General features: G+C 56.6%; 13 protein-coding genes and 1 pseudogene. 10 read left to right on the top strand and 4 right to left on the bottom strand.

Annotated features, from left to right (window positions below):
- Positions 1-6 precede the first annotated feature (6 nt).
- The gene (locus CK218_RS28110) at positions 7-1,485 is read right to left on the bottom strand and encodes an NAD-dependent succinate-semialdehyde dehydrogenase (protein WP_095829625.1); all 1,479 of its coding nucleotides are present in this window, start codon (positions 1,483-1,485) and stop codon (positions 7-9) included.
- Positions 1,486-2,135: 650 nt separating this feature from the next.
- On the opposite strand from CK218_RS28110, the gene CK218_RS28105 reads away from it, so the two are divergent.
- Together CK218_RS28105 and CK218_RS28100 are read left to right on the top strand one after the other, a co-directional pair.
- Positions 2,136-3,317, top strand: coding sequence for a Xaa-Pro peptidase family protein (locus tag CK218_RS28105; RefSeq protein WP_095829656.1), 1,182 nt, complete (start codon positions 2,136-2,138; stop codon positions 3,315-3,317).
- A 509-nt stretch (positions 3,318-3,826) separates the two neighbouring features.
- On the top strand, positions 3,827-6,301 hold the full coding sequence (locus tag CK218_RS28100; RefSeq protein ID WP_095829624.1) for an FAD-dependent oxidoreductase: 2,475 nt from the start codon (positions 3,827-3,829) through the stop codon (positions 6,299-6,301).
- Between the two features lie 1,523 nt (positions 6,302-7,824).
- Here the strand turns inward: CK218_RS28100 and CK218_RS31250 are convergent.
- The 3 genes and pseudogenes from CK218_RS31250 to CK218_RS28085 form a co-directional block, all read right to left on the bottom strand.
- Positions 7,825-8,028: pseudogene (locus CK218_RS31250) on the bottom strand (amidophosphoribosyltransferase); the annotation flags it as partial.
- Between the two features lie 169 nt (positions 8,029-8,197).
- A complete protein-coding gene (locus CK218_RS28090) occupies positions 8,198-9,343 on the bottom strand; it encodes a M20 family metallopeptidase (protein ID WP_095829623.1) in 1,146 nt (381 codons plus the stop codon).
- A gap of 37 nt (positions 9,344-9,380) precedes the next feature.
- Positions 9,381-10,574 (bottom strand): aminotransferase class V-fold PLP-dependent enzyme, encoded by a 1,194-nt coding sequence (locus CK218_RS28085; RefSeq protein ID WP_095829655.1) that lies wholly within the window; start codon positions 10,572-10,574, stop codon positions 9,381-9,383.
- Between the two features lie 276 nt (positions 10,575-10,850).
- On the opposite strand from CK218_RS28085, the gene CK218_RS28080 reads away from it, so the two are divergent.
- The 8 genes from CK218_RS28080 to CK218_RS28050 all read left to right on the top strand — a co-directional run.
- Entirely contained in the window at positions 10,851-11,312 is a 462-nt protein-coding gene (locus tag CK218_RS28080) for an Lrp/AsnC family transcriptional regulator (RefSeq protein ID WP_027163259.1), read from the top strand.
- A 681-nt stretch (positions 11,313-11,993) separates the two neighbouring features.
- Positions 11,994-13,310 (top strand): serine hydrolase, encoded by a 1,317-nt coding sequence (locus CK218_RS28075; protein WP_095829622.1) that lies wholly within the window; start codon positions 11,994-11,996, stop codon positions 13,308-13,310.
- Positions 13,311-13,335: 25 nt separating this feature from the next.
- Positions 13,336-13,512 (top strand): hypothetical protein, encoded by a 177-nt coding sequence (locus CK218_RS30860; RefSeq protein WP_179294627.1) that lies wholly within the window; start codon positions 13,336-13,338, stop codon positions 13,510-13,512.
- Positions 13,513-14,210: 698 nt separating this feature from the next.
- Positions 14,211-15,794 carry an ABC transporter substrate-binding protein gene (locus CK218_RS28070; protein WP_095829621.1) on the top strand — a complete coding sequence of 528 codons (1,584 nt, stop codon included), beginning with the start codon at positions 14,211-14,213 and terminating at the stop codon, positions 15,792-15,794.
- Positions 15,795-16,011: 217 nt separating this feature from the next.
- Complete coding sequence (locus CK218_RS28065) at positions 16,012-17,406, top strand: MmgE/PrpD family protein (RefSeq protein ID WP_095829620.1); 1,395 nt, start codon at positions 16,012-16,014, stop codon at positions 17,404-17,406.
- Positions 17,407-18,117: 711 nt separating this feature from the next.
- Positions 18,118-19,707, top strand: coding sequence for an ABC transporter substrate-binding protein (locus tag CK218_RS28060; protein WP_095829619.1), 1,590 nt, complete (start codon positions 18,118-18,120; stop codon positions 19,705-19,707).
- A complete protein-coding gene (locus CK218_RS28055) occupies positions 19,689-20,678 on the top strand; it encodes an ABC transporter permease (RefSeq protein ID WP_095829618.1) in 990 nt (329 codons plus the stop codon). Before CK218_RS28060 ends, CK218_RS28055 begins: the two co-directional genes overlap by 19 nt.
- 6 nt (positions 20,679-20,684) lie before the next feature.
- The coding region (locus CK218_RS28050; RefSeq protein WP_095829617.1) for an ABC transporter permease at positions 20,685-21,249 on the top strand (565 nt) is incomplete at its 3' end.

The raw sequence follows: 21,249 nt of genomic DNA, 5'->3' as shown, positions 1-21,249 counted from the left end.
TCCCTTTCAGTCTGCTACGTTACCGATGCACACGTATTTGGGTTCGAGATATTCGGCCAGACCATGTCTTGAGCCCTCGCGACCGAGGCCGGATTGCTTCCACCCGCCGAAAGGTATGGGAGCGCCGGTGAATTTCGGGGTATTAACGGCGACCATGCCATACTCCAACTGATCGGTCAGCCGCATGGCGCGGTTCAGATCTCTTGTGTAAACGTATGCCGCAAGGCCCATTTCCGAATTGTTGGCTCGCGAAACCACTTCCGCCTCTTTATCGAACGGAAGGACTGCAGCCACCGGCCCAAAGGTCTCTTCCTTCGCGACCAGCATGTCATCCGTGACGTCGGCGAGAACAGTTGGAGTCACGAAATTGCCCCCGAGCGGACTATCCTGTCCCCCAACAACGATGCGGGCTCCGGCACAAAGAGCTTCGGAAACCTGTCGCCTGCACTTTTCCGCGACAGATGGTTTGGTCAGTGGGCCAATGTCGACACTGGGCTCGAATCCGTGCCCGACGTTCAATTTACTTGTGGCCTTCGCGAATTCGTCCACAAAGCGCTGATAACTCCCCCGCTGGACATAGATCCTATTAGCTGCCAGGCAGTCCTGACCGGACGTGGCGAATTTGGCTGCCATGCATCCAGCTACGGCAGTCTCTAACGGGGCGTCATCGAAAACGATAAAAGGAGCATTGCCGCCGAGCTCAAGTGAAGCCTTCTTCAAAGTTTCTGCGGATTGCTGGAGCAGGATGCGACCAACCTCGGTCGAGCCGGTGAACGAGAATGCCCGCACATCGCTGTGAGCCAATAGCCGTTCTGCGAGTGGGGCAGCCTCTCCTGTGATCACTTGAAACACGCCGGCGGGGACTCCTGCCTCCTCGGCAAGATGGGCAAGCGCCAGGGCTGACAAGGGCGTTTCCGGGGCCGGCTTGACAATCATGGTGCACCCGGCAGCCAGCGCGGCCCCTGCTTTTCTGGTGATCATCGCCGACGGAAAGTTCCAAGGGGTGATAGCGACGGTCACTCCGACCGGCTGCATCTGCACAAAGAGCCGGCTACCCGCAAGATGGCTCGGGAGGGTCTCGCCATATGCCCGCTCGCCCTCCGCTGCAAACCAATCAAGAAAGCTAGCGGCATATGAAATCTCACCGCGCGCCTCGGTCAATGGTTTGCCTTGCTCGGCGGTCATTATGGCGGCTAAGTCTTCCGCATTCTCGCGCATACCTGCAGCCCACTTCCGCAGGCATGCGCCCCGATCCAAAGGTAGGACATTGCGCCATTGTTCAAATGCGGTTCTCGCGATGCTAACCGCGTTATCTACATCAGACACCTCACAGGCTGCCACCTGAGCCAAAGGCTGGCCAGTAGCCGGATCCACAACCAAGACCGTTTCAGACTTGGAGAGCCAAGCTCCATTCAGATAGGCGCATGTTTGGAAAAGGTCCGGGCGTTTGAGCTCCTTTAACGCGGCAGTTGCTATACCTTTCATTTCTAACCCCTATCGAGTGTTCATTTTCGTCAAATTAGCGCTGCATCACGGGCGGTCGGCAGCGGGATCCCGGCCAACCGAGGCGCTCCCCTGCGAAAAAAGGGGTCTTGCCGAGTTTTTTCTCCGTCTGATCCGTCTTTGCTTCTCGGAGACTTTCGAGCAACTGAACGTTCGAAGCTGTCCACGCATGGAGGACGACGGTCACGCCTCAGTGTCGAGCGCCGCGTAGCCGGCAAGTGTCTACCGCGCTGTGGCGGGGATGTGCCGGATCGTCATGTACGCAGTTACAGTTGTCGTGGCGCTTCGATCATCCAAGAGAGCATCGCCCAGACAAGATCGGGCGACCTGGCGAGTGAACTTCATTTGAGAGATCGCCGGCGATCTCTCAAATGATGGAAGTCTGAGGTGCCAACCCTAGGCTCGCACCTCGTTGTGCCTCTGTCAGCAAAAGAAGAGCTGCGGTCGCGGCGCCAAAGTTTCACGCAACGGGAAGGCAAACTGCGCCCGCAAGGCCGAATACGCAGGTTTTGTGCGGCTGGCCCGCTGAGTCCGCGCCCAGTAGTCCTGGGAGGCATGCTAGGTTATCGCGGTTAGTGGGAATGGCATTAGCAGAATGCTTGGCCGGTATAGGTGCAGAGGACGACTACGAAATGACTTATGAGAAACCCTTTCTGCCTGCGGAGTACCAACGCCGTGTTCAGGACGTAAAGACACGGATGGAGCAAGCAGGACTGGACCTACTAATCTGCCAAGATCCGGCAAATATGTGCTGGCTCACCGGATACGACGCCTGGTCCTTCTACACGCCGCAAGTAGTGCTACTGCATCTCCAATCAGAATCGCCGATGTGGATTGGACGGCTGGTTGACGTAAACGGTGCTCATGCTACGACGGACCTGCCTGCGGAAAACATCATCAATTTCTCGGATGACCGACTCCATCATGTGGAGCTGCATCCTTACGACGAAGTCACCGAAATCATAAGATCACGCGGATGGGGATCCGATCGGATAGGGGTCGAGCTTGATGCCCATTTCTATACTGCGCGAGCACACCAGCACCTTGTTAAAGGGCTTCCGAATGCAGAGTTCTCCGACAGCCGGGGACTCGTTAATTGGGCGAGGCTCGTCAAATCCGACGCTGAACTGGTCTATATGAGAGAAGCGGGCCAAATTGTCAGTCATACCATGCGCACGGCGATTGAAAATCTAAAGCCGGGAGTCCCTGAATACGAGATCGCCGCTCTGATTTACGCCTCTCAAACAAGAGGTATTGGCGGAAAATACGGTGATTATACTAGCCTTTGTCCGTTGATTCAGGTCGGCGAAAAGACGAATGCTCCGCACCTCACGTGGTCGGATAAACCATTGCCGTCGTCAGGGCTCGTTCTCTTAGAAGTTGCGGCGGCGAGACGCCACTATCATGCGCCGCTGACGCGTACCATTTACATGGGAAAGCCACCCGCAGAGGTCAGGCACCTCGCCAACGCCATAGTGGAAGGTGGCGATGCTGTACTCGAAATGACAAAGCCCGGTGTAGTCGTCGACGAGGTGAATGCCGTCTGGCATAGCGTTCTCAATCGCCACGGGTACACCAAGAAAGGCCGTTCCGGGTACTCAATTGGCATGAATTTTCCGCCGGATTGGGGCGAACGTACCGTGAGCATTCGGGCCGGAGAAAGGACTGTGCTCCAGGCGGGTATGTGCTTCCATTTCCAATCTGGGGTGAGGCCTCCTGCCTTCGGCGCCGCAATATCGGAGTCGATTGTTGTTACAGAAAAAGGTGGAGAGCGGCTAGCTGATGTTGCCCGCGAGTTGATAGTCGTGGATTAGCTGCTTTAAATTTTTCTACTTAATCGGGTTGGGAAGTTGCAATCATGTGCTTTGCTTCCCATCCTCTGGCCCATGGCAAACAAGCGAAAATTCAAATGCGGTTCATGGGTCGTGTAGAGAGGGCATAGAACTTCCAGAGGCTCCGCCAAGCGGCGAGGGCGGTCCCAAGACGTCTGCCTTGAGGACTGTCATCGGGAAAGAGGTTGCAGGATACTATCGGACCTCGGACGCGCCATGCAAGCGTTCGCAATGGCATCATACCGGGTTTCGCTGCTTCCGTCCCCCCCCAGCGCAATAATTCAGCGCCGAACTTGAGAAATTGCAGAACGGCACCGTTTTTGCGTCCCATTAGGAGGCTCTCTGCGCGCTCCGGCCCTTAATCTGTTGCAAAATGACTAATCTGGATCGCCTGCCGGAAATGCGCGGAAACGCTGCCATAGAGCCTCAAGCCGGCGAAACAGGTCGAACCCTTGCCGCCCGCCCTTGAGTGAAACCGAACAAGGATACATATGATTACGAATCCGCCCCTCCGTCCTCGTGAGGTACCCACTCGCCACCACGAGATTCTGATAGTTGGTGGAGGCATCGCGGGAGCAAGTATTGCCTTTCACCTTGCAAAGAACAGTAAGAAGGACGTTGCGCTGCTGGAGCGCAACAGCCTTACGTCCGGAACAACTTGGCACGCTGCAGGTTTGATCATGCAGACGCGTGGCACCCATGCGCTAACGGAGATCGCAAAGTATAATGCAGAACTCTACTCCGCTCTGGAGGCCGAGACCGGGCAAGCTACCGGATTCAAACGAAATGGCACGCTTGGGGTCGCCAGAACCAAAGAGCGCCTATTCGAAACCGCTCGCAACGCATCGATCGCCAAGAGTTTTGACCTTGAGGCCAATATTATCTCGCCGAGCGAGGCGAAAAAGCTCTATCCGGCCCTCAACGCCTCGATCATCGAAGGTGCAGTCTTTATCCCGGGCGACGGCCAAACAAATCCTGTTGACACGTGCATGGCGCTAGCACTTGGTGCCAAGAAAAACGGCGCAAAAATCGCCGAAAAAGCGGAGGTGACCGACGTCTGGCGCACAGCAGATGGGCACTACCAAGTTCGGACTAATGACGGAGTTGTTGAAGCTGAAATTCTCGTACTTGCGTGTGGGCTTTGGACCAGAGAACTTGCGTCGAAGTTAGGGGCACGCATCCCGATATATGCGGCAGAGCACTTTTATGTAGTGACCGAAGCCATGGATTTCGTGACGCCCACCTTGCCAGTGCTACGCGACACCGACGGGCATGTCTATCTTAAGGAAGATACAGGAAAGCTCTTGGTGGGTGCCTTCGAGCCTTGGGGAAAACCTTTGCCGATGGGGAAGCTTCCGAAGGACACGGCCTTCATTGAGCTTCCGGAAGACTGGGAGCACTTTGAACTGCCGATGACCAAGGCGATAGAAATTGTGCCTGATCTCGCGAACGCCGGCATTGCCAAATTTTTCAATGGTCCGGAAAGTTTCACCCCCGACCTTTTGTTCATGATCGGTGAAGTTCCTGGATTGAAAAACCTCTACGTTTCCACCGGTTATAACTCAGAGGGCATTGAATTCGGCGCAGGAGCCGGGCGAGCTCTGGCAGAGTGGATCATCGCGGGTGAGCCTCAAATGGACATCAGCTTCGTTGACGTCGCCCGATTTCATCCCTTCCAGATCAACAAGCGATATTTGCACGATCGCACAGCCGAAGTGCTGGGTCGTCACTACAAGATGCACTGGCCAGCCTACCAGCCTGAGACATCCCGAGGGGTCCGCAAAAGCGCGCTTCACGACCGGTGGGCGAGGCTTGGAGCCAGCTTTGGTGAAGGAATGGGATGGGAGCGTCCCATGTGGTTCGCAGGCGAGGGGGAGCCGACCAAAAACATCTATTCCTACGACGAGCCGAACTGGTTCAAGTATGTCAGTAAGGAGTGCAAGGCTGCCCGCAGCGATGCTATCTTGTTGGACCAAAGCTCTTTCGGCAAACATCTGGTTCAGGGTCGCGACGCCTGCCGCTTCCTCCAGCGGCTTTGCGCCGGCAATGTAGATGTTGCTGTGGGGAAGCTGGTGTACACCCACATGCTCAATGAAAAGGCCGGGATAGAAACGGATATCACTGTAAACCGCTTGTCGCAAACGGAGTTCCTAATCATCTCCTCAGCGACCGTCCATCCTAGGGATAAGGCATGGATTTCAAAGCATATTACCGATGAATGGAATGTCACGGTAACTGATGTGACATCCGGGTACGCGGTCCTTTCATTGCAAGGCCCGCGATCGCGCGAAATCCTATCCCGGGTAACGGACACAGATCTGGCAAACTCGGCCTTCCCATTCGCCACCAGTCAGGAAATTGATATCGGGTATGCTCGCGTAATAGCCAATAGACTGACCTATGTCGGAGAGCTTGGCTGGGAGCTTCATATTCCAACCGAGATGGCCCAGCACGTCTTTGACGTTGTTTGGAAGGCCGGCCAGGCGTATGGGCTCAAGGCGGCAGGATACCACGCCCTTGAACATCTGCGGTCCGAGCGCGCCTACCGAGAATACCAACTCGACCTGACGCCAGTGGATACGTTGCTTGAAGCGGGGTTAGGATTTACAGTGGATTGGAATAAAGAAGGCGGCTTTATAGGAAAAGAGGCGTTAACCTCTCAGAAAAATTCCGGACCGCTAAAAAAACGACTGATATCATTCAAGCTTCGTGATCCGAAGCCTGTCCTCTTTCATGAAGAGCTTATCCGATGTGACGGGAGGATTGTTGGATATATTTCGTCCGGCGTGAAGAGTTTTACGATCGGAACGTCAATTGGAATGGGATATGTAAACCACCCCGCTGGTGTCACGAAGGACCTGATCGAAAACGGTCGATGGGAAATCGAGATCGCCGGCAAACTTTATGAATGTGACGCGTCGCTCCGGGCCTTTTTCGATCCAAACGGCGATCGGGCTAAGCAATAGGTTGTGCACCACCATCAGGCGGAGCAGCTAGTTCTTTCTGTTCCCCGGACGTGTCCGCTCCGCAACTACAGAGGCCCAAAGTTGTGGCCTGTTGGACCGCTCGGCCGCAGAGGCAGGCACCATGACGAGGCTTCGATGAGCGGCGAGTTTGATGCTTCCGACTGGCCTGTGCCCCCGAGCAACTGCGCCAGCGAAAATGAGTGAGGTAACCGTGGTGACGAAGGTTCCACATTTAGAGCGCATCGAGAAAGATCCGCTTGGTCTGTAAGCATCCCGGTCGAAGCCTATTATGGCCCGCAAACCGCTCGGGCCATTGCTAACTTCCCGATTGCGGGTATCCGGATCAGCCATCTTCCGAACCTTATCAAGGCGCTTGCTTATGTAAAACGGCAGCGGCACGGCCAACGCGGCGCTTGGCGATCCGTACGAGCAAAAGGCCGATGTCATCTTGCCATCTGAGCCACTTCCCGCTCGATGTGTTTCAGGAGCAGGCACCTCGACCAACATGAACATGAGGTGATCGCCAACCGCGGCTTGGAGATCATAGGACTGCCACGCGACCCCAGCGCTTTCTCCAATAATTCAATCTCGGTGGCACGGCGATTGTCACCGGCATCAATGCGAACCCTGGTATCAGGCGGCATCTGTCGCCGAGTTGCGCGCGATTTCCGGCCTGCCTTCGTCTCGGCCGTAAATCTAAAGGCTGCTGGGACACACCTGTGCGTTCGTGCTCTTCTCGGGAATGGACGGCCAAATATGTAACGATCTGCGGCTGCTTTCCGGCGGCCCGCGTGGCGGCTTCAGCGAAATCAATTTGCGAGCGCTTCAGCCCCAGGCTCCTCGATCATGCCCGGAAAGGTCAATCCTGTAGTGCCGGACGTGGCCAACAGGTCGCCTTCCAGTTCATCGGTTGAGATCTCACGATTAGCTCGCCTCCGAAGCGGGACAGCTGCAGCTGAACCTCATGGAGCCGGTGATGGCCTACAACATCCTGCACTCACTGTGCTTCGGACCAATGCCGTCGATGTTCGGCGCGCGAAGTGCGTCGCGGACATTTCCGCCAATGCAGAGACTAGCCGCAGATACTCGAAGCAGCACCGCCGTGGCAACAGCTCTGATGCCCGCGATCGGTATGATCCGATGGTAGAGCTTGCAAAGCTTGTCCTGTCCTCCCGTAAAACGATCCGCAAAGTCCTCGCCGAGCAGCCGGACCTTTCGGAGGACCTCATCGCACGTGCCGCCGATCCGCACCATTTGACCCACCCGACGCGATCGCGACTTCACAACAGCGGGCGAAGATTGGTCTCCTGATCTGCGCAGAGGCGCCCTGTGCCCGGAACAAACGCTGCATCTGTCGGCGAGCCGTGTCGAACAAACCGACCAAGGACTCAGAGGTAGTGCGGTGTTCGAGCGTAACGGATCGAAGGGAGTCAGCCCCCACACGGTTTCGACCGAGTTCACGATACAGGCCAAGTTTGACCTTGGCTGACCACCTTATCTTCGGCAGGCAGTGTGGGGTCTATGCGGCCGACATTATGCTTGCGGATGATGCCGAGCTCGAAGGGAGGCCGGCGGCTTCAGCGAGCGGATCGCGGCCGGCGTGCCGCTGTCGGGCACAGGCACGAAGTATATCGGCATCGACCGGGTTCTCAATGGCGAGCTCGACGACAATCTTCTTCCGCACTTCATAGACGTTTGCGGCCCTCGACCGGCGAAGCCCCCGGCCGATATCGTCCCAATGCACCTTGCCGTATCAGAGATGATCGTTGGTCATCCGGCAACGGCGGGATCCATGTGTAAGGGGACTGATAGGGCTTGAAACTATGCCGTAACACGTGGTCCCGCGAAGCCCAGGTCATCGCGGGATCGTATGGTTGCGTGATCGTGCCAGTGTCGCTAGTAGGTAAGCATGATCCTTTGGTAGATGTCGACGGCTTTGGCCAACTGATCAATCTCCACGTACTCATTAGCGGTATGGGCCTGATCAATACTCCCAGGTCCAAGAATGACGCAGGGAATACCCCCCAACGACAGCTGACTCGCATCCGTCCCATATGGAACTCCGCGGTGCTGGCCCGTTCCCGCAACTTCAGCACAGGCCTTTGCTGCCACCGCGGCGATTTTTGTGGCTTCCGCACTCGGGGGAGCTGGATCTTCAAGAGCGGGTAGCAGCGAGCGCACCTTGACCTTATCGGGACCCCGGCGCAGGCCTTCCAGGATGTTTTCTACCTCCTGTAGCGCGTCGGCCGGTCGCTCTCCCGGGATGAGCCGCCGGTCGATCCACACGCGGCAGGATGGCGGCACCGTCGCCAATTCCGCACCCCCTTCGATCAGCGTGATGGTAAGGGTAGGAGGGCTGACCAGGGGGTGCATACGTTGGGACAGAGACTCGTTAGCCTTGTCGAGCGCTAAGATAACCTTGGCCATTCCCGTGATCGCGTTCACTCCGAGGTGGGGCTTGGAGCTGTGAGCCGGCACGCCCTCCACTTCAACCTGCCAGCGGACTGATCCTTTATGCGCAACGACAAGCTCCAAGTCAGTGGGCTCACCGACCACCGCAGCCTCGTAGGAAACACCTGATTGAGCAATCTTTCGCGCTCCCTTCTTTCGGTATTCTTCGTCGACGCTTGCGCCTAGGACAATCGTGTATCGTGGCTTACGGTCCCCCAGCGTGCTAAGAGCCATGAGCATTGCCGCGAGCGGGCCCTTATCGTCACAACTTCCTCGCCCATAGATCCGACCATCCCGTTCGTCCGGCGAAAAAGGATCTGCCTCCCAATTATCAACCGGCACCGTGTCCATGTGGGATATGAACAGGACACGCTTATCGGGCTCCTGCCCAGGAACCCAGGTGAAGAAGTTGGCGCGGCCGTCGGTTACCTCCTGATACTCAAAGGGCAGATTTCGCTCTAGGCAGAAAGCCTCAAGGAACTCAGCGATCTTTTGTTCACCGCTCCCCTTTGCCGAAGCTGAAGGGTTGATGCTCTCAATCTCAATGAGTTGTTTGAGAAGATCTACCGTCTGTGTGCTGATGGACGACATGAATACTCCTATCCTCCCGTGGAATGCAAGTTTGCGGCTATACCAGCCAGTTCTTTGCCAGGCTGACAACTCGGTCAGCCTCGTCTGCGGTGTTGTATAAATGTAGCGAGAAGCGCAGCATTCCTCGGCGTGCTGAGACGATCACCTGGTTTTTCAATAAATGCTCGTGGAGCGACTGAAAGCGGCTATCGGCTTTTCCCCAACCAGGTGCTGGCTCTCCCAGAGCAACAATACTTCCGATGTGATCCCCTGGCGTTCCGCCGCAGACAGGTAGCCCGAGGTCTAGGAGGCCCGCCGCCAATCGCCTTGCGACCGATGTAACGCTTTGTTCAATGGCGGGCGTGCCGATTTTCATCAGCTGTCCGATGGATGCGTGGACCGCTATGACGCCGGGAAAATTGAAATGGCCAACCTCGAAGCGGGGCGCGCCGGCCCGCAATTTTACCGATTCGAATATTGGAGCCGACTCTGGTGCGTCGCCCAAATCGACACTAAAGCGGGCGAGGTAGGCGGGGCTTAGGCGATCGGCCCATTCTTGGCGGCAATATAGAAATCCCAACCCATAGAGGCCCATCAACCCCTTGTAAGATGATGCCACCAAACCGTCGACGCCAAGGAGTTTAACATCGGTATGGAGGATGCCAACTGATTGGGAGGCGTCAGCCAAAAGAAAGGCGCCAAGGCGCTTGCAAGCCTCAGCTATCGGCTCCATCACTGTCTTGAAGCCTGGCACCATTGTGACAGTCGATACTGTTACGATACGGGTGCGCGAGTCGATTTGATTGATAGTGGCGCGGGACGGGATTGCGCCATTATCAGCTTCTACAATCCGTAGCTCAACTCCGTGCTTGTCTCTGAGCTGCAGCCAAGGCAAGATGTTGTTTGCGTGCTCCAATTGGCGACACAAGACAACGTTGTCTCCCGACTTCCAAGCAATCGCGTTTCCGATTATGTTAATGCCTTCCGATGCATTCTTCGTCACAGCGATTTCGACTTTTTCGGCCCCAATGAATTGAGCAAATCTGGAGCGTGTTTGCTCGACAAGCTGCATCATTGCTTCTTCGTCATTCAGGCCGTTTAGCCGGTTATCAAGGTGCTGATCCATGGACGTGCGGGTGGTTCTGGATATGAGTCCCTGATTTGCAACATCCATGTAAATGGCGCTTTTGGTGGCTGGAAATTCGCGCCTGAGGACGTCTAAAGGAAGAAAATGGCTAGTCATGCTCGTCATCAAATCCTGTTCGTGGTGAAAGGCGTATAACCTAATCAGGACGCCGATTCTGCGGTTGTGAGCAACCAAGCGCCTTGATTGAGAAGCCGAGCTACTTGCGGACGATCCTACCATTCGCCCCAACTTATAAGGGCAAGAGGTTCACCACCGGGAGGCAAATGCGCCTTTCGCTGATCGGATCATTTTATGGCTTGATCCTTGTGGGACTCAGGCTAATATCGCGCAGGTCAAGCAGTTTTTCTGCGCAGATCTCTCCTTTTTTGCAATGATCGTGAAATGGACCTGGATCGAGTTGATCGGAAGCTTCTGAACGCTGTGCAGCGCGACAATCGCTTAACGACGGCCGAGTTAGGCGAACTTGCCGGCCTCTCTGCGACGGCTTGCCAGCGGCGACTGAAGCGACTGCGGGATGATGGCGTGATAGAGGCCGACGTTGCCATAGTCTCGCCGCAAGCCGTGGGTCGACCCATGCTCATGCTGGCGTCCATCAGTCTCGAGCGCGAGCGGGTGGATATCATTGATCGCTTCAAGCAAGCGGTTCGACGCACGCCTGAGATCATGAGCGCGTATTATGTGACGGGTGAAGCTGATTTCGTTCTCCTGATATCAGTGCGGGATATGGCGGAGTATGAGGCATTTACCCGTCGATTTTTCCACGAGTCTGATATCAAAGCAGTTAAGACGATGGTGGTTATGGACCGAATAAAGGCGTCGTTAGCTCTGCCTATTGAAGAGTAACGGCAGTATTCGATCTCGCAGCCCAGAGCTGGGTTTCGTGCCAACTACCAAAGAGCAATATTGAGTTTCGTCGGGTAGTAATATGATCTCCTTGCGTCGGCGAAGTGCCCGGACATCTTTCCTTATCTCGACGTACTGGAGCGTTCTTCGCGCAAGAGCTCGGCCGTCTGGCTTTCGAGCAGGATCGGGCTCATGATCATGGCGCATCATAGAGCGATCGCAGCACATCGTGCCGCTCGATACAGCGCCGGGTTCCTTCGAGACGCAATGCCTGCGAGGCTGGCGCCGGGACCGGCTTTGCTCTTAACCAGCCTCTGCTGAAATTTAGGACAGCGGGCGAGTCGCGCAAGCTAAGAGTAGCGAATGCTTTCGCAACATTGTGGTAGGCCGCATGCTCGGATGCTGCCATCGGCAAGATGGTAGGCAGAGGAGGGGTACGTTCCTTGTTAGTAATCTCTCAATAGCGGCCAACGAACTTGAGACCCCAAGCCGGACCCTCCAGATCGACACTGTCTTGGTCGCCGAGCCTGCAAGGCGCGTCCAAACTGCTTCGCCGACGAGAAAACGCCGATTTCATGCGTCCACAGTAGGCAGCGCGGGCGAAGCAGTTCAGCGACGATGCTATTATACAGATGGTCCATTTAATCCTGCCTGTCGAGCTACAAAAGGGGAGCCATTTACATGTCGCAAGAAGCCGACGATCTCAGCCGCCGCTCTGCCTGCAAGCCATCGCAGTCTGGTCCCCAGTCATGGCAGCTCGATCCGACGCTAGGCGCGCCTATGATCCCGCCCGATGAATGGTCCTTTTGGCCATACAGCCGTTGGACGTTTTCGCGTGTAAGCGAATACACGCGAACGGCCATGGTTTGGCGGGGGCCAGGCCCGGTCTTGCCGCTTCCGCGTCGGTTCAACGATATCGGCGACATCGAGATCGCGTCCAGAGAAGGCCAGCGTGCGACGATTCGCGAATATCTCGAGGAGGACTATACTGGCGGGTTTCTCGTGCTGCATCGCGGCGAGATTGTGTTCGAAACATACATGAATGGGATGGAGCCGCATTCTAAGCACATTGCGAGATCGGGTTCAAAGTCCGTCACGGGAACGATGATTGGGATCCTTGTCCACCGGGGGCTGATCGACACCGAAGGTCTGGTCACGCAGTATTTACCTGAACTTCAAGCGACCGCCTTTCGCGGCGCTACTGTCCAGCATCTGCTAGACATGACTACGGGCGCGACGATGAAAGGGCCGTGGCATGAGCCGCATACTGAATACTACAATTTCTGTGTGGCTGGAGGATATTTTGGCCCCTCGGAGGCACATCCTGACGCTCCAGGGGACGTGTGGCAAGCCATTCTGCGGATAACGGATCAGGAGGCGCCGCACGGCGCGCGCTTCGCGTATTTTGACCCCAACATCGACGTGCTGGGGCTCATCATGCAGCGCGTAACCGGCAAGTTTCTACCCGAGCTGTTCAGCAGTGAATTGTGGGGGCCGATGGGGGCGGAGGAAGATGCTTTCCAAATCGTGGACGCCTCCCGTTTCGCCATGTCGTCTGGCGGATTCCAGGCCACACTGCGGGATTTTGCACGATTCGCGCTGCTGCATCTGCGCCGTGGCAGACTGAACGGAAGGCAGATCGTTCCATCTGAATGGATCGAGGCCACACGGCGCCCTAATCCTCTCCTGTTCAAGCGGTTCGAGAATGACGCAAGCTCTTACGTAGATGCGAAGTCAAAGTTGCCAAGCGGTACTTATCACAATACGTTCTGGATCGAAGATCAAGAGAGAGGTGCTTACATCGCGTGGGGGTATGGTGGCCAAGTGATCTATATTGATCCTGAGGCGGACTTCGCAGCGGTGAAACTCTCACATCAGCCTGGCCAATTGCCGGTGAAGCGCGCACAGTGGCCTGACCTTGTAGACCAAGGCCCAAGGCCACTAAAATTTGATTCCTTCGCCGCGATCCGCGCCATCCGAGATGAATTGGAAAGCTAGAAGCTGTGCGCATGCGCTGCTCTCCGTGGCCACGATCGCGGAACGCGATCCAGACGACGGCCTCATTGAGCGGCATTTGGTCGAGCTGGCGATGTATCCGGCCGACCTCCAGGGCAGGGGTGTGGCACTCGGCGTCATCGCCTGCGTATCGACAGCTTTGGAGATTGCGCCGTCTGTTGCGGACTGCGGCGCGAAGATTTGACGCAGGCTCTGGCCAATCTCGGCGCGGGGATCATTGAGATGCCGGCATGGCCCAAGCCCTAAGGGGTGGTCGTGACGAGGAGGCGTGTCTTGCCAACGACATCGTGTCGACCTCGCCAAGCGCCGAGTCTTGACGTTCATCATGTTGGTCCCCACATCCCGTTTGTTGCAGACTAATGATAGCATTCGATCGCGCTTGAGGCTGATGGCCCGAGCATCAGCACGGGTCATCACGGCCTGCGGGGCACTGCGGCAACATCACCCCCCCCGCGATGACACCAGAGCGTCTCACTGTCGCGTCAGTCGCTGCTGACAAGAGGCTCTGCCCTTTAAGGCGATCATCGCGCCGCACGGCGTTGAGACGCTTTCAACTCGTTTCATGGGCAATGGATGATCTCTGCAAACATCAAAAACAGCGCGCTACGAACCTAGGATATCGGGCTCGTCGGCCGTCAATCGAATCCAGCAGCTCAAACTGAAGTCTGCTGGCTGCTTCCCTTCTGGACTGCAGGAGTCCGATTGGCCGCCAGCGAACCCGCTCGATGAGAAGTTGTTCTGTGCATCAGACGAGTGAAAACGCCGGTTTCCTGCGCTCCATGACGGAGATTCGCGGATAGCGACCGCATTGGCGTTGCTACTGTTCTGCTAGAGGCTGCACTGAGGGCGCCCACGGTAACACTTGGAAGGAGAGAGATCCAGATGTCACAGGAAGCCGACTATCTGAGCCGCTGCGTCGCTGCGGGCCGGCTGAGCCGGCGTGAATTTCTCGGCCGCGCGACGGCGCTCGGCGTCTCGGTCACGTTCGCGAATTCGCTCCTCGCTAGCGCCGCGCGGGCCCAAGGGCCGGTGCGCGGCGGAATTATCAAGGGCGGCCTCCATGGTGGTGAGGCGACCCAAACCCTCGATCCGGCAGTGTTTATGACGTTGCCGGCCAACTTCGGCAAATGCTGGGGCGAGTATCTGGTTGCGATGGTGCCCGGCGGCGGACTGGAGCATCGCCTCGCCGAGGAAGTCGGCTCGTCCAAGGACGCCAAGGTCTGGACCTTCAAAATTCGTCACGATGTAGAATTCCACAACGGCAAGACGGTGACAGCGGAAGACGTTGTGGCTACGCTGGAACGGCATTCCAATAAGGAATCGAAATCCGGCGCGCTGGGTATCTTGGCCAACATTGAGAGCCTCACGGCCGACGGCCGGAACGTCATCATCACCCTCAAAAAGCCGGACGCCGAATTGCCCTTTCTGATGACGGACTATCATCTCGTCATCCAGCCCAACGGCGGCAAGGGCAATCCGGCTGAAGGCATCAGCGCAGGTCCCTATAAGGTGACCGTCAACCAGCCCGGTGTCCGCTACGTCGGCGAGCGCTTCGCCAATTTCTGGCAGTCTGACAAGATGGGTTTCGCCGATCAGGTCGAGATCCTCGCAATTAATGACCCCACAGCCCGCATCTCCGCGCTGCAGGGCGGCCAGGTCCACATGATCAACATGGTGGAGCCCAAGGTTGTCGATCTCGTCAAGCGCGTGCCCAGTCTGAAGGTCGAGGCTGTGTCAGGTCCCGGCTATGACGTTTTTAACATGTTCTGCGACACAGCGCCGTTCGATAACAGCGATCTGAGGATGGCGCTTAAGCTTGCGATAGATCGGCAGGAAATGGTCGATAAGATCTTGCGCGGCTATGGGACCATCGGCAACGACTTCCCGATTAACGCCTCCTATCCGCTCTTTCCCGAAGGCATCGAGCAGCGCACCTTCGATGCGGATAGGGCCAAGTTCCACTATAAAAAGTCGGGCCACAGTGGTCCAATCCTTCTCAGGACGTCCGAGGTTGCCTTTGCCGGTGCAGTCGACGCCGCGCAGCTCTTCCAACAGAGCTGCGCCACGGCCGGCATCGCCATTGAGGTCAAGCGCGAGCCGAGCGACGGTTACTGGTCGGAAGTCTGGAACAAGCAGCCCTTTCACGCAACCTACTGGAGCGGACGAGCGACGCAGAGCCAAATATACTCCACCGTCTATTTGTCGAAGGCGCCCTGGAACGACTCACGCTTCTCCAAAGCAAAGTTCGACAAGCTTCTCATCGAGGCGCGCGGCGAGCTCGATCAGGATAAGCGCAAGAACCTCTATCGCGAGATGGCCAACATCGTTCGCGATGAAGGCGGCACGATCGTGCCGATGTTCAACCAGTTCATTGACGCCATTTCCGACAAGGTTGGCGGCTATGTCGGAGGGGTCGACTCACTGATGAACGGTTATGCGTTTGCGAAATGCTGGATCGAGCCTTGAATGAAGCCCGGCTTTTTGACGGACGATCTCCGGCTTCCTATGTTGACTAAACGATGGCTTGTGAAAGCGCTCGTCATCAGCCAGACGCTGAGGTGAGCGTTAAACATAGAACGTCGCTCGTGTAGGTCATGCACTCGAGATCGTTGCTGTCGTCCTGACGAGGCGGCTGGGATTTGTTCCTCAGAAAAGAGCGATCTACCTGCCTGGAGGTTCGGCAATGGATATTATGAGGCAAATCATCAGTCACGTTCTGAATTCGAGTTTGGACAGGATTCCTAGGAAGGCGATTGAACGTGCGAAACTCTCGATCCTAGACACTATAGCGTGCGCTATCGGGGGATCGAATGATCTTATTGCGCACTTTGCCCGCCAACTGGGCGCTTTGTCTGGTGGCAAACCTGAATGCTCAGTTTGGATTTCCGGAGAAAAGCTCCCATCCAGCTTGGCTGTCCTTGTCAATGCCACGACAGCTAGAGCCCTTGATTATGATGACACCTACGAGATTGCTATTAATGGTTGCCACGCCAGCGCATACAATGTTCCGCCCGCGTTGGCCCTTGCCGAACGCGACGCTTCTATAAGCGGAGCCGAATTGCTGTCGGCTCTCGCGACGGCTATCGATCTGCACATCCGTCTATCACGAAGCGTCGCAACCAACGCCATAGATACAGGCCGCGACAATATGGTCGCTGTCTGGGGCGCCACGGCGGTGAGTGCGAAGTTGCTGCGGGTCGATGAAGAGAAGATGCGGAATGCATTCGGTATCGCTTACGCCCATGCCGCTGGCGAGTTCCAAATGTATGAGGAGAATGCACACACGGTGGCGCTGCAGCAGGGGTTGCGGGCCCGCTCGGGTGTAGAATCAGCCCTATCAGCGATGGTGGGTTTCAACGGTCCGAGGGAGCCGTTCTTTGGGAAGTACGGCTTCTATAAAGCCTTTGAACCGGACTATGGCCTTGATGCGATAGTGGACCAACTTGGTTCCGACTATGTGAACGCCTCTATTAGCTTTAAACCTTGGCCATCCTGCAGAGCTACGCATCACGGGATCGATGGTCTCCTTCAATTGCGTGAGGAGCACAATTTCACTGGCGAAGATATTCTTTGTATTGAGCTCGGTTTGAATGAACGTGCGGCGAGTGTGGTCGTCGAGCCGCGCGACCAAAAATGGAATCCAGATGACCCGGTCGTGGCGCGTTTCAGCCTGCCTTACGCCGTAGCTGTGGCGGCGCAGCGCGGGCAAGTCGCAATTGGCGATTTCCGCGCCGAGGCCATTCAGGATCCATCGGTCCGCCGGATAATGGCGGCCACAAAGGTCGAGATTGATCCAGAAATAAATCGCACTCACGGTCGGTACGGCAATTCGCCGACTACAGTAAAGGTGAAGCTAAAGTCTGGAACGCAACATTTCATTCGCATCGATAAGCCGTTTGGCCATCCCGAAAACCCTGCTTCGCTCACCGATGGCATGCTGAAGCTTAAAGCTTGTGCCGAAATGTCCATGTTGCCGTTCTCTGAGAAACAGCTCGAGTTGATCGGCGAGTTCATAGAGGAACTTGATAAGCGGCCTACGTTGGCACCGCTGTTCGATCTGCTGGTTGGCGGTAAATAGGCCAGATCCAGGAGCATAGAGACATCCACCACGTGGCCTGAACTTGGCACGACGCTGTTCGCGCCGCATAGTTCTGGAGGCGGGGCTGCGTGTCGCTATGAACGACGGCTTGGAACTTGCAACGGGGTGTACCGCCGCCCGCAAGCTGTCCGTGATTTTGGAGGAAGTACGGCAAAGTCTCGCCTGCCTAAACCCAGCAAACCTGTAGCCATAATGTTCGCGGCACAGGGCTATGCAGTGGTTGTGCAAGAGCTTCGCGGGCCCTTTTGATTACGGCCGCCACTTCGCGCTCCTCGAACACGATGCGAAGGATTGGTACGACACACTGTCGTGGATAGTATGTCGACGGGGCGGCCGGGCACCTAGGGTTGCTCGGGATCACCCAAGTACTGCTCGCTCAGTTGGCCTCGAACTGCGATCGTGAAAGGGGTTGGCGGTACCATTTTCTGGGAATGGCCACCGCCTTGGCGATATGCGCCTGTGGCTATCTACTGCAACCCAGTCGAATTTCGCCGAGGCATGACCGGATCCGGCAGGCCTGCTTTACCAAGTTGGGTGCCGCCGTCTTATATACATAATGCGTCAAAAATGCCGATTTCCTGCGTCAATCATGGAAAAATTTGCGCAAGCCGGAGTTCGTAGCCGCCTAAAATCACCAAAACAAAACCAGCATGAACGTCGTCGGGTACCAAACAAAGGGAGGAGCATCCGATGTTGCAGGAGCTCGACTATCTCAACTGCCGCGTCGTTGCGGGCCGGATGAGCCGACGTGAATTTCTTGGCCGCGCGACGGCACTCGGCATGAGCGCCGCCTTCGCCAACTCGCTCATTGCCGGCGCCGCAGAGGCGCAGGCGCCGAGAAAGGGCGGCATTCTCAAGGCCGGTCTTCAGGGCGGTGGCGCCACCGACAGTCTCGACCCAGCGCTTCCGGCGGGGGCCCCTCCGATTGCGTTCGGCAGATGTTGGGGCGAGATGCTGATGGAAGTAACCCCCGACAACCGGATCGAATACCGCATCGCCCAGGAAATTGACTCCTCGAAGGATGCGAAGACTTGGACCCTGAAGATTCGGAAGGGCATCGCGTTCCACAACGGCAAGGATGTAACGCCACAAGACGTTGTGGCCACGTTAGAGCGTCATTCCAATAAGGAGTCCAAATCAGGCGCTCTGGGGGTCCTACGCGGTTTCGAAACGATCAAGGTCGATGGCGGCGACGTCGTCATCACGCTGAAGGAACCCAACGTTGATCTGCCTTATTTGATGACCGATTATCACCTGATCATTCAGCCCAATGGCGGCAAGGATGCTCCTGCCGCAGGGATAGGGGCCGGCCCTTACAAGGTGACCGTCAACGAGCCCGGCGTGCGGCACGGCGGGGAAAAGTTCAAGGATTACTGGCAGGGCAACAGCCTCGGCCATGCCGACCAAATTGAAATCATCGTCATCAACGATGCCACGGCACGTATCTCTGCGCTGCAAGGCAAACAGGTCCACATGATCAACCGTGTCGAGCCGAAGGTCGTCGACCTGGTCAAGCGCGTCCCTGGCGTCACGATCCAGAATGTGACGGGGCGAGGTTGCTACCTTTTCAACATGTTCTGCGACACCTCGCCGTTTAACAACGTCGATCTCCGAATGGCGTTGAAGCTTGCTTTGAACCGCGAGCAAATGTTGGACAAGATTCTGCGGGGGTATGGCTCGTTGGGTAACGACTTCCCAATCAACGATGCCTATCCGCTCTTTCCCGGTGACGTGGAGCAGCGCGCTTTCGATCCAGATAAAGCCAAATTCCACTATCAGAAGTCAGGCCATAGCGGGCCGATCCTGCTCAGGACTTCGGACGTGGCCTTTCCGGGCGCGGTTGATGCCGCCCAGCTCTATCAGCAGAGTTGCGCCGAGGCCGGCATCACCCTCAAGGTCAAGCGTGAGCCGGGGGACGGTTACTGGACGGAGGTGTGGCAAAAGCAGCCTTTCTATGCCTCCTATTGGACCGGGCGCTCAACGCAGGACCAGATGTATTCAAGTGCGTATCTGTCTACGGCGGAGTGGAACGACACTCACTTCTTCAATGACAAATTCGACAAGCTTCTCAAAGAGGCGCGCGCCGAACTCGACCAGGAGAAGCGCAAGAACCTCTATCGCGAGATGGCCAACATCGTTCGGGACGAGGGTGGCGTGATCGTGCCGTTCTTCAACCAGTTCATTGACGCGACAGGGTCCGGCGTGAAGGGCTTCGTGAAGCATCCTGCGCGGGATATGTGCAACGGCTACGCCTTGGCGCAATGCTGGATCGAAGCGTGAAGGGCGCGTTTAGGGGCTCGCCCGTTCTAAGGCTGGTTGCCCAGCGCATTGCGCTGGGCATTTTCCTCCTTTTTTCCGTTTCCGTGCTGATCTTCGCGGGGACCCAGATTCTTCCAGGCGACGTGGCACAGTCCATCCTTGGTCAGTCGGCCACGCCCGAGGCGGTTGCCAATTTGCGTCAGGAGCTGGGCCTCAATGATCCTGCCTATATGCGTTACTTCCAGTGGGTTGGTGGGGTTTTGACTGGCGATCTCGGGAAGGCGCTCACCACGCGACAGGAGATCACTGTGACGCTGATGCCTCGGCTGTGGAACACGCTGTTCCTCGCCTTCTGGGCCGCCGCCGTGTCGATTCCCGTCTCAATTATCCTGGGGCTGATAGCTGTGCGTTTCCGCAACGGTCCAGTCGATAAGGCGATTTCGGGATTTGCCTTAGCGTCGACGTCACTACCTGAATTCTTCATCGGTTATCTGCTCATCTTATTCCTTGCCGTGAAGCTGCAGTGGTTCCCATCGATCTCGACCGTCTATGGCGGAATGCCGTTTCTTGAAAAGCTGAAAGCGATTGTGCTGCCGGTAATCGCTTTGGTGATCGTCGTGCTGGCGCACATGATGCGCATGACGCGTGCAGCTATCCTGAACGTGATGCAGTCGGCCTACATCGAGACGGCCGAGCTCAAGGGGCTTTCAGCCTTGGATATTATCTGTAAGCACGCTTTCCCGAACGCCATCGCGCCCATCGTCAATGTCGTGATGCTTAACATGGCCTACCTAGTGGTCGGCGTTGTCGTGATCGAGGTGATCTTCGTCTATCCGGGGATGGGGCAGTATCTCGTCGATCATGTCGTCAAGCGAGACGTGCCAGTGGTCCAAGCCGTCGGTCTCATCTTTGCTGCTGTATACATCGGGCTCAACATCGTGGCCGACGTCGCTGCGATCCTTGCCAACCCGCGCCTGAGGCATCCCAAGTAGGTAACAATGTTCAATATCAGACAAATCCCGCTCGCGGCGTTGATCGGCCTACTCCTGACCGGTCTGGCAGTTATCGGTGCGCTTTTTGCGCAATGGATCGCTCCACACGGCAATGGCGAGATCGTGGGCGACGTATGGGTGCCGATGTCGTCGGCGCACTGGCTGGGCACTGATAATCTCGGGCGAGACCTGCTCTCGCGCATGATCTACGGCGCCCGCATCACGATCTTTATTGCCGGTATGGCAACTGCTCTGTCCTTTTCTCTCGGCGCTATCCTTGGCTTTACGGCTGCCGTGGTCGGGGGACTGGTCGACACACTTATGTCGGGCGTTGTCGATCTACTAATGGCCATACCGACATTGATCTTCGGTCTCGTGATCTTGGCAGTGCTGCCCGCGAACAATGTGACACTCATTCTCGTGATGGGGATTTTAAGCTCCACGCGCGTCTATCGCCTCTCACGTGCCGTTGCTGCGGATATCAACGCAATGGACTTCGTAGAAGCAGCCAAGTTGCGGGGAGAGGGTCTTGGCTGGATCATTTTTCGCGAGATCCTGCCCAATGCAATGT

Source organism: Mesorhizobium sp. WSM3879 (assembly GCF_002294915.1).
Lineage (GTDB): Bacteria > Pseudomonadota > Alphaproteobacteria > Rhizobiales > Rhizobiaceae > Mesorhizobium.
Note: the sequence above shows the minus strand (reverse complement) of the source record. Positions and strands in the feature narration are given on the sequence as shown.

What these genes read in the sequence shown, in the direction of transcription:
- CK218_RS28105 (WP_095829656.1), top strand. Translation starts at nt 2,136, where the DNA reads ATGACTTATGAGAAACCCTTTCTGCCTGCGGAGTACCAACGCCGTGTT.
- CK218_RS28055 (WP_095829618.1), top strand. Translation starts at nt 19,689, where the DNA reads ATGCTGGATCGAAGCGTGAAGGGCGCGTTTAGGGGCTCGCCCGTTCTA.
- CK218_RS28060 (WP_095829619.1), top strand. Translation starts at nt 18,118, where the DNA reads ATGTTGCAGGAGCTCGACTATCTCAACTGCCGCGTCGTTGCGGGCCGG.
- CK218_RS28070 (WP_095829621.1), top strand. Translation starts at nt 14,211, where the DNA reads ATGTCACAGGAAGCCGACTATCTGAGCCGCTGCGTCGCTGCGGGCCGG.
- CK218_RS28075 (WP_095829622.1), top strand. Translation starts at nt 11,994, where the DNA reads ATGTCGCAAGAAGCCGACGATCTCAGCCGCCGCTCTGCCTGCAAGCCA.
- CK218_RS28100 (WP_095829624.1), top strand. Translation starts at nt 3,827, where the DNA reads ATGATTACGAATCCGCCCCTCCGTCCTCGTGAGGTACCCACTCGCCAC.
- CK218_RS28080 (WP_027163259.1), top strand. Translation starts at nt 10,851, where the DNA reads ATGGACCTGGATCGAGTTGATCGGAAGCTTCTGAACGCTGTGCAGCGC.
- CK218_RS28085 (WP_095829655.1), bottom strand. Translation starts at nt 10,574, where the DNA reads ATGACGAGCATGACTAGCCATTTTCTTCCTTTAGACGTCCTCAGGCGC.
- CK218_RS28065 (WP_095829620.1), top strand. Translation starts at nt 16,012, where the DNA reads ATGGATATTATGAGGCAAATCATCAGTCACGTTCTGAATTCGAGTTTG.
- CK218_RS28110 (WP_095829625.1), bottom strand. Translation starts at nt 1,485, where the DNA reads ATGAAAGGTATAGCAACTGCCGCGTTAAAGGAGCTCAAACGCCCGGAC.
- CK218_RS28090 (WP_095829623.1), bottom strand. Translation starts at nt 9,343, where the DNA reads ATGTCGTCCATCAGCACACAGACGGTAGATCTTCTCAAACAACTCATT.